Here is a 7762-nt window from a genome sequence, read left to right on the forward strand (position 1 = left end):
ACAGGCCTCGGGGGCTGTCTGTGAGAAGGAGCCGTTGGCGGCGGCGAGTAGCGCCACGTATGCATCTCGCTGGTGTTGACGGCGCACGCCGGGTGTGACCGGGACAGTTAGGAAGCGCGATGACCTCGACCTGACCGAGGTGCTGCGACGGAGTCGAAGCCTTCTACCAGTCGCGGCGGTTGTCGAGGTCCAAGTCCTCCCGAATCGCTCTCTCGATCTCCGCATCGGCGCTCTCTTCGAGTGCCGAGTAGAAGCGGTCTTCCGGTGAGCCGGCGGTCAGCGTTGCGCGGATTTCAGCTGCCTTTTCGCGGACCTCGACGTCCTGGGGAAACGGCTCGCCGGGTGAAGTCGACTTCATACCGGACATGACGGCGTTCATCAGGCGGCCACCGACCTGGCGGTACAGCTCGTTCGAGTGCCGGGCGGCCGTCTGCAAGACGTCGGCCACGAAGTCTGGCTCGTCCCAGAGGAGTTCACGGTGGGCTCCGCCCAGCAGTGGAGCGATCGCCTGTATCCGTGCTGCGTCGCCCGATCTGAAGACCTTCAGGAGGACATCGAGCACTTCGCGGTTGTATGTGCCGCCCGCCACGATCCTGAACAGCTTGATGCCGAACAGTTCTCGACGCCAGGGGTTTTCCCGTTTCTGTTCGAACCAGTGAACCAGTCTTTCCAGCAGCTCTGTGTGGCGTGAGCTGTTCTTGAATGGGAGGGGGGCGCTCCAAGAGAAAGGGAGAGGGGCGTAAGCAGGTGTGGGGTCAGACTCCCACGATTCCAACCGCGCGATGAGCATGTCGAGCGCTTCGTCCTCGTATACCTCGGACAGGGCTGCGGTGGCTGACTGGACCCGGTAGTCGTCTAGTGTCGGCGCTCCGGTCAGCTCGATGAGGCAGCCCGCTCGTTGATTCGGGGTCAGGTCGGACCACGAGAGAGCGTCGGGGCCGATGAACGCCCATGCGAACTCCCGCGCCTCTGAGTGCGACGCCGAGAAGGGGACGGAGCAGAGGAGTGCGATTCCCTCCGGTCGCGTCGACGGGTTTCGGACCATCCGGACCGCCAGACGGAGGACCGCGACGCGAACGGAGACGTCATGGTGTCCGGCCAGTCGGCAGGATGCCGTGCCCTCCGACGTGTGCAGTGTGTCGCCTGCAGCAAGCCGGGTCAGGCTCGTCTGGAGGACGGATCGGAGTACGGAGGCGCGGTTGGTGTCCTCCAGTTCCGTTAAGAGTTGCTCGGCTGCCGATGGATCGCTGTCCCAGAGGGCCTTCAGCGCCGGGGCCAAGACGAGGTCGACGGTGGTGTCGCCGCGTTCCAGTGCTCCGCGGATGATTGCAGTGGAGAGCCCAGGCCGTCCTGCCGCGAAGCAGCCGATCAGTGGCCGGCAGTCTGGTGGATATTCGGCGAATACCTGCGTCCCCGTCTCCAGGAGGTCGCACAGCACACTCCAGGTGGTTCTGTCGTCCCAGAGTGAAGTGGCTTCCTCGGCAGCCTCGGCGATGCGGATCTGCCAGGCGTGCTCCGAAACGCCGAAGTCGTAGTCATCATGCACCAGTTGCCACTCGTGGCAGTCACTGTGCATCAGCACGGCGATCCGGTGCGGCAACGAATCCGGCAGAGAGTCCGAGACTCGACGCGCTGCGGTCGAGGCCGATGGGGTGCCGTACAGCAGGTGCCACAGCACCGACCGTTGTACGGCGAGCGACACCAGCGGTCCTGGTCCGATCTCCCGGGTCCGTACGGCCAACTTCTCCAGAGCCGGCACCACCTGGGCCTCGAACGGCCCACGTTGGTCCCGGAAGGCTTCCGCGAGGTTACGTGCCGCGATGCCGGCCCGCACCGGGTCCGAGGAACCATAGGCGTCGAGGAGCACTTGGTAGGCGCGGGCGCGTACGGAGGCTACACGGTCGGCTGCTAGGGGAAGACGCGAGATGACGAGCGTCCACCCCTCGGTCTCATGGCGCTCCGCGACAGTTTCGAAGATCCGGTCCAGCAGGGCAAAGGGCATACGGGAGGAGGCGTCCACCGGCCCGGAGTGCGCCCAGCGGCCAACGGCATCGACGACGGCCTCCTGATAGAACAGCGGCTTGTCAGGGGTGTACGAGGCGAGGTCGCTGAGGAGGCGTAGCGCTGAATGCGGGGCCGAGTGAATCGGCCGAGTGTCGTGCTGTCCGACCTCCCACAGCAGGTCGAGCGACTCGCCGAGGTGGTCGGGGTCGTGTGCGGCGGCCGCCAGCACCGGAGGGATGTCGTCCAGCAGCGGCACAAGGCCTGAGCGGTCCGCCTCGACGGTTGTGCGTAGGAGGTCGAGGACGCGCCTTGGCTGGTACGGGGCTACCTTGCGTACGACGGTCAGCAGCTGCTGGCGTGTCTCGGTGCTCCCAGCCACGTACTCCTGCTTGAGGATGCGCCAGAGGGGTTCGACAGGGGACGGGCCGTTGGGCCGGAGATCCCTCCACTGCCAGTCCACCCGCCCGGTGTTGACCAGGAGGTTGGTCAGCGGCTCGCCGTCGGTGTTGGCCAGGACGTCTTCTAGAAAGCCGTTGGACCGCCCGTTCCTGGGATCAAGCGCGGCCTCGGCCAGTAGGACATCGCCCAGCAGGTCGGGCAGGACTCGGTGAGAGTTACCACGACGGGCCAGGAGCCCCATGTCCACCAGACGGGCCAGCCGGGTCCGAACGATTGCCGCCGAGACACCGAGCAGGCGTGCCATGGTGCTCAGGAAGGGGGGTACGTCGATGCGTACGGGTTGCAGAGCTGCGACGAGGTGCAGCAGGGACCGGTCCTCGTCGTGGGTGGCGGAGCTGCCCAGAGCCTCCGTGATGAACGCCTCCGTCACTTGCCGGCGCAGTTCGACGTCCTGCTCCAATTGCTCGGGATTGAGTCGGCCTCGCCCGATCTGTACGGCGCTGAAGACAAGAAGGAACGGCGAGTCACCCACAGCTGTGGCGAGCCACCGGGCCAGGTGTTGAGTCTCACTGCTCAGCGCCTGTGCCGCGAGGCTGCTGGCCTCCCGGGTCGTGAGCTCGCCGAGTTCCCAGGTCGGAATCAGGGAGTCGTCCATCCGGAGCTGCCTGAACGCTGTTCTGAGGGTAGCTGTGCCGGAGGGCCTGGTGGAGATGATGATCTTGGCTCGGGGTCGTTGACGGTAGAGGTCGCGGAGGACATCCGCTAGGTTGTCGGGGCGCTGGTGCCCGTCCTCGATGATGACAAGGAGGCTGGAGTCTTCGGGCAATCGTGCTGAGACCTGATCGTTCACGGCCGGATACGCCGACAGAACCCGGACAACGCCCCCGGTGCGGAGGGCGAAGTCCGCGGCGAGAGCGTGCAGGACGCGGCTCTTCCCCGCGCCGGCCGCCCCCAGCAGGACGCCCACACGCCCGTTGGCTTCGTCGGTGGTAGTGCTGAAGGAGACCAGTTCCTCCACGAGTTCCGTACGGCCGACCAGGTTCCAGCGGTGGGAGAAGTAGGCGGCGGCGTGCGGATCTTCGAACGCCTCCTGCGCCGTGAGCCACGGATCAGACGAGGGAGCATCCGGGAGGACGTGGTAGATGCTCTGGTTGCCGTTCACAACGGCGTAGACAGTGCTGCCGTTGTCGGCCGTGTTCTGTTGAACGGGGGCTCGCTCGTCGTCTCCGGACGACCCGGGGTCCACGCTCGCCGCGCTGTTGTCGTCCATCCCTCTTCTCTCCCCTTATCGGTCCGAATGGACTCGTACGGACGCACGACTGAGCTGGCAAGCCGACGGGTCGGAGCCGGTGACCGCGTACGCTCGGGCTCATTCGTCCAGCCGTTGCAGTGCGGTGGCACTCGGGTGGCGGGCCAGGGCGAGCCCGTCCACCATAGCTTGGAAGTGGCTCCGGGCCGTGGGCGTCACCTCGGGATGCAGGCCTATCAACCAATCGACGAGGAGATACCCCGAGGAGTCGACCGCCCCGAGGCGGTCGACGGACAGCTGCCGGACCCAGCGCAGACCGGGATCGACCTGTTCATGAACGGGCTGTGCCTTGAGGAAACCGATGAGGTTGTCGAGGGCCGACCAGTCCTTGTCGACCTGAGCTGTCCAGTCCTCGACCAAGTCCGCTACAGGGGCGAGGGGGATCCACCGGCGTCGGGCCTCCCGCAGAGTGCCATCGACGTCCCGGTCCATCATGGATACCACCGGGTTTGGGATGATCTCCGATCGCATCGTCCTGTGGTCGTATCGTGCGAACCTGTCGGCGTCTTCGTCCTCCTGGTCCACTGCGGTCGGCAGGGGCTGGGTGAGTACCAGCTCCATGAGATACGGCCAGCCGGCGGCGAGCGGCCGCACGAGGTCGCTCTCGTAGGTGGCGGCAGTCTTCAGGGCCCGCAACAGATGGCTGAACGCCGAGGGTGAGACGACCAGCTGGTCGGCGAACCGGATCAGTACGGCCGGCTCGGCGTCGGCGGCGCGCAGGAGGGAGGCTCCCAGCCCCGCTCCCTGTTCGGTGTGCGGCTCCGAACCCCACACCTGCGCTGCGCGGGCGTAGGCGTCCAACAGGGGTTCACGCAATTCGTGGGCCAGGGCCCGGCAGCAGTGCGGGGTCCGACCGGCCTCTAGCACTGCTGAGACCGCGGGCCGCAGCACCGCCGGGTCCATGTCCTTCCCCTTGCGAGAGACCAGAGTGGCAGCGAGGGAGGCCGAGGACGTGTCGCCCGTCATGGGCGGGGGTGGACTGGCGGCCCCGGGCTCCAGCGACTGGCGGGCGCAGGACTCCACCGCGCGCCAAGCAAGGCCGTGATGGCACCGGCGTTGAGCCGCTGAGCACCTGATGGACCAGAGCGGCCGCAACCCTTCGACGGCGTACTCGCGCACCTCGTGCATCGGATGGGCAGTGCTGTGCACCACGGCGCCGGCCACGCGCTCGGTATCAACGGATGGTGGTCCGGAAGCGTCGGCCAGGGGTGCGAGCAGACGCGGCAGAGCGAGGGCGGCCAGACGGTTGCCGGCCCAGGGCTGAGTGGCATCCGGACCGTAGGAGATGTCGACGGGCTCGTGGACCGCCGAGGCCAGCAGGTCGACCGACCACTGCAGGTCCTCTTCGTCTAGCGCTCTGCCGGCTGCTGCGGCATGTACGGCCGCGGCCGCTACCGCGTACCGTCCGTCGGACGCCCACCCCGCTTCGTCGGCCGGCCTTCCGTGGAGCTCACGTGCTATCCGGAGATCGGGGCGAGCCTGGCGAGATCGTCAACGACAGGCTCGCTCACGCGATACGGCACCGATCGGTGGAACGCATAGCGGTTGACCAATGCGTACTGCTGCGAGGCGCGGTCGGCCTCTGCACGGTGGCGTTCCAACGCTGCTGCGACCACCTCCGACGGCTGGACCTCGATCGCCACCTGATCGCCGTCCCGCACCTGCCTGAAGCGCTCCAGGTCGAGGTGATCGGCCCACAACTTGACGGTCAACCCGTAAACGCCGTCCGGTGCGGCCGAGCGCAGGCGGTCGGACACCGTTCTCAGCCGCGCAACTGCTCTCCCATTGTCCGTTCGTGCGGCATCGATGACGAGAGCCATCGCCACCTCGACCGGTCGACACTTAAGCCACTCGTCACCAGGGAGGTCGTTGCCACCCGGAAACAGACTGTCGCTGGTGATCCGGCCGATCTCGAGTTCCCAAACCTGGGGAAGAGCAAGGAACTCATCCAACTCGTCGGTGACCATGTTCAGATGTCGCAGCAGCAGACCATAGGCAAGACCAAGGCCGGACAGCGTGCCCACCCGAGCCAAGACCAGCTGGGCGGCAGCGCGAACCGTAACGAAACCGCGGGCGACCTCCCGTTTCAGCCAGCGTTCCAACGCCATCAGCGCACTCATACAAGGCTGGTGACCGTTAAGTGCGCCCCGGTACCAGGCCCAGGACCTGGGGGTACCCGCGTAGTGGCGTAGACCGGTGTTCAGGAAATCGGCGGTCAGACCAAGCTCGCCGCTCGTCGTGCTTTGCGCCTCCACAGTGCCAGTGGCAATGGCCTCGATCAGACGCAGCCCGTGCGAGGGGGCAGCCTGGAGTAACCAGAAGAACGGACCACGTGCCCAGTTGGCTTGGCTGCGGGCGAGGCCGTCGAGGAACTCGTGCTTCCCCATCCACGGCCTCCGGCGGTTCCCGAGGAACCGGTCCGGTCGATCGGGGTGCGGAAGGTAGTAGGCCGAGGCTAGTTCAACGAGTAGATCGGGATCAGTCATGGCCAGGCAGCCGCCGGCCTCAGCACGGTCCACAGCCGGCATGAGGTTGGCGGGGCGCGAGCCTGCGAGCTTTCGCAACTGGGCGGCCGCGGCTCCGGCGCGCTCGGTACTGAGCAGCGCGAGTGCCTCGATGTAGGCGTCCGAGGGAAACTCCGGTACGTCTCGGAGCATGGCATCGCGCAGCAGGGCCCGCACCGGTCGATGCTTCGCCGTGTCGGTCCCAAGTGCCTCCTGCAGGAACAGGCCGCGCAGCCATACCAGCACGACCTCGTCGCTCGGATCGGCGCGAGGGCGGGAGAGGACGCTCGTATGCCGAGCTATCCATTCGACCACGGGTCCTGCGACCAGCGGATCGCAGGACCTGCCGTTGCCGAAGCGCTGCAGGGTGCAACGCAGCAGGCTGTTCAGCAGGCTGGGCTCCCGGAGGAGCTCCTCGGTCAAGGCGAAGAGGGCGTCGGAACACCAGTCGGCGGACAGGACCGCTTCCCAGAGGACGTCCTCCCAGCGCGCCCCGTGCCTCTCGGCGAGACGTGCGAACTGTTGACGCGTCCGGTTCCAACGGGAAAGGAATCCGCCGGGCGCGTCGGGATCGGGCCAGAGCCTCTCCTGGCAGTAGATCCGGGCGGCATGGACAGCCCATCGCGGGCCGGTGCCCTCCAGGAGCAGGAAGCCGTCGTCCAGCAGTAGGCGCCGGGTCGTGGCGAAGTCCCGCAGCAGGTCGTGAGAGAAGGCGTGTTCCTCGCCCGAGACCGTCGACACCTCGTCGAGCGGCGCCAGGATGCCGTCCGACCGCAACGAGATCAGGGCCGGGCCGGGCACCTCGGGCGGCCGCCTCCCCGTGAGCCGGGCTTCGGCCAGCGTGGCCAGGGTTCGGCCACGTGCCCCGGCCTCCAGGCTGGTGGAGAGTTGGAGGCCGTTGTTGAGGACGAATGCAAACCAGACGTGCCGGTAGACATCGGCCTCGCTCCTCAACCGAACCGGTAGCGCGCTGCAACGCCCAGTGGAGCGCAACAGCAGATCGATGATCTTGAGTCTGCGGAGCAGCCAGCGGGACCGGTCGTCGTCCGCCATCTGGGCGAGGTGTGGTGCCGCGCGGAGGATGTCGTCGACCTCCCGGTCGTCCAGGGGCGGAACACTGGTCTCCGCCACTCCTCGGTGGCCTGCGCGCGCTACCAGATCACGCGGCATCTCCGCGGCGTCATCACGGCTGACCAGCACCGGAAGCAAGCCGGTACTGAGTGCTGCATCGACGGCCTCGGTGGTCAGGTCGTCGAAGCCTTCCTGGGCGGCCTCGGATCCGTCCAGGACAAGGATCCCCGAACAGGTCGGCTTCCCCGGTGCGCTGCCGTCCTGGCCCAGTGCCGCTGCGACGAGTTCCGCCAACCCGCCTGCGTACGGGGCCATCGCCGGAAGGGAGGCCGCCAATACCTGTACGGAGCGGTCACGCAGTTCATCGACCGCTCGGAGCACTAGGGCCTGTGTGAGGTTGTGATCAGTCGGTCGTCCGCAGGAGGTCGTCGATCCAGATCATCGAGGCGCGGAGGTGGAGGCCGGCGAGGTAGCT

The 7762-nt window shown here is 67.0% G+C and carries 3 protein-coding genes; all 3 read right to left on the minus strand.

Annotated elements, in window-relative coordinates; all coding sequences use genetic code 11:
• Positions 1 to 163: 163 nt before the first annotated feature.
• Complete coding sequence (locus ACZ7RU_RS36590) at positions 164 to 3673, minus strand: hypothetical protein (RefSeq protein WP_470345328.1); 3510 nt, start codon at positions 3671 to 3673, stop codon at positions 164 to 166.
• A gap of 99 nt (positions 3674 to 3772) precedes the next feature.
• Entirely contained in the window at positions 3773 to 4615 is an 843-nt protein-coding gene (locus ACZ7RU_RS36595) for a hypothetical protein (protein ID WP_470345329.1), read from the minus strand.
• Positions 4616 to 5169: 554 nt separating this feature from the next.
• Positions 5170 to 7581 carry a hypothetical protein gene (locus tag ACZ7RU_RS36600; protein ID WP_470345330.1) on the minus strand — a complete coding sequence of 804 codons (2412 nt, stop codon included), beginning with the start codon at positions 7579 to 7581 and terminating at the stop codon, positions 5170 to 5172.
• Between the last annotated feature and the right edge of the window lie 181 nt (positions 7582 to 7762).

The sequence above is a fragment of the Kitasatospora sp. NPDC114501 genome (assembly GCF_055633695.1).

Excerpts from the sequence above, each read along its gene's own strand:
- ACZ7RU_RS36595 (WP_470345329.1), bottom strand. The coding sequence starts at position 4,615 with ATGGACCCGGCGGTGCTGCGGCCCGCGGTCTCAGCAGTGCTAGAGGCC.
- ACZ7RU_RS36590 (WP_470345328.1), bottom strand. The coding sequence starts at position 3,673 with ATGGACGACAACAGCGCGGCGAGCGTGGACCCCGGGTCGTCCGGAGAC.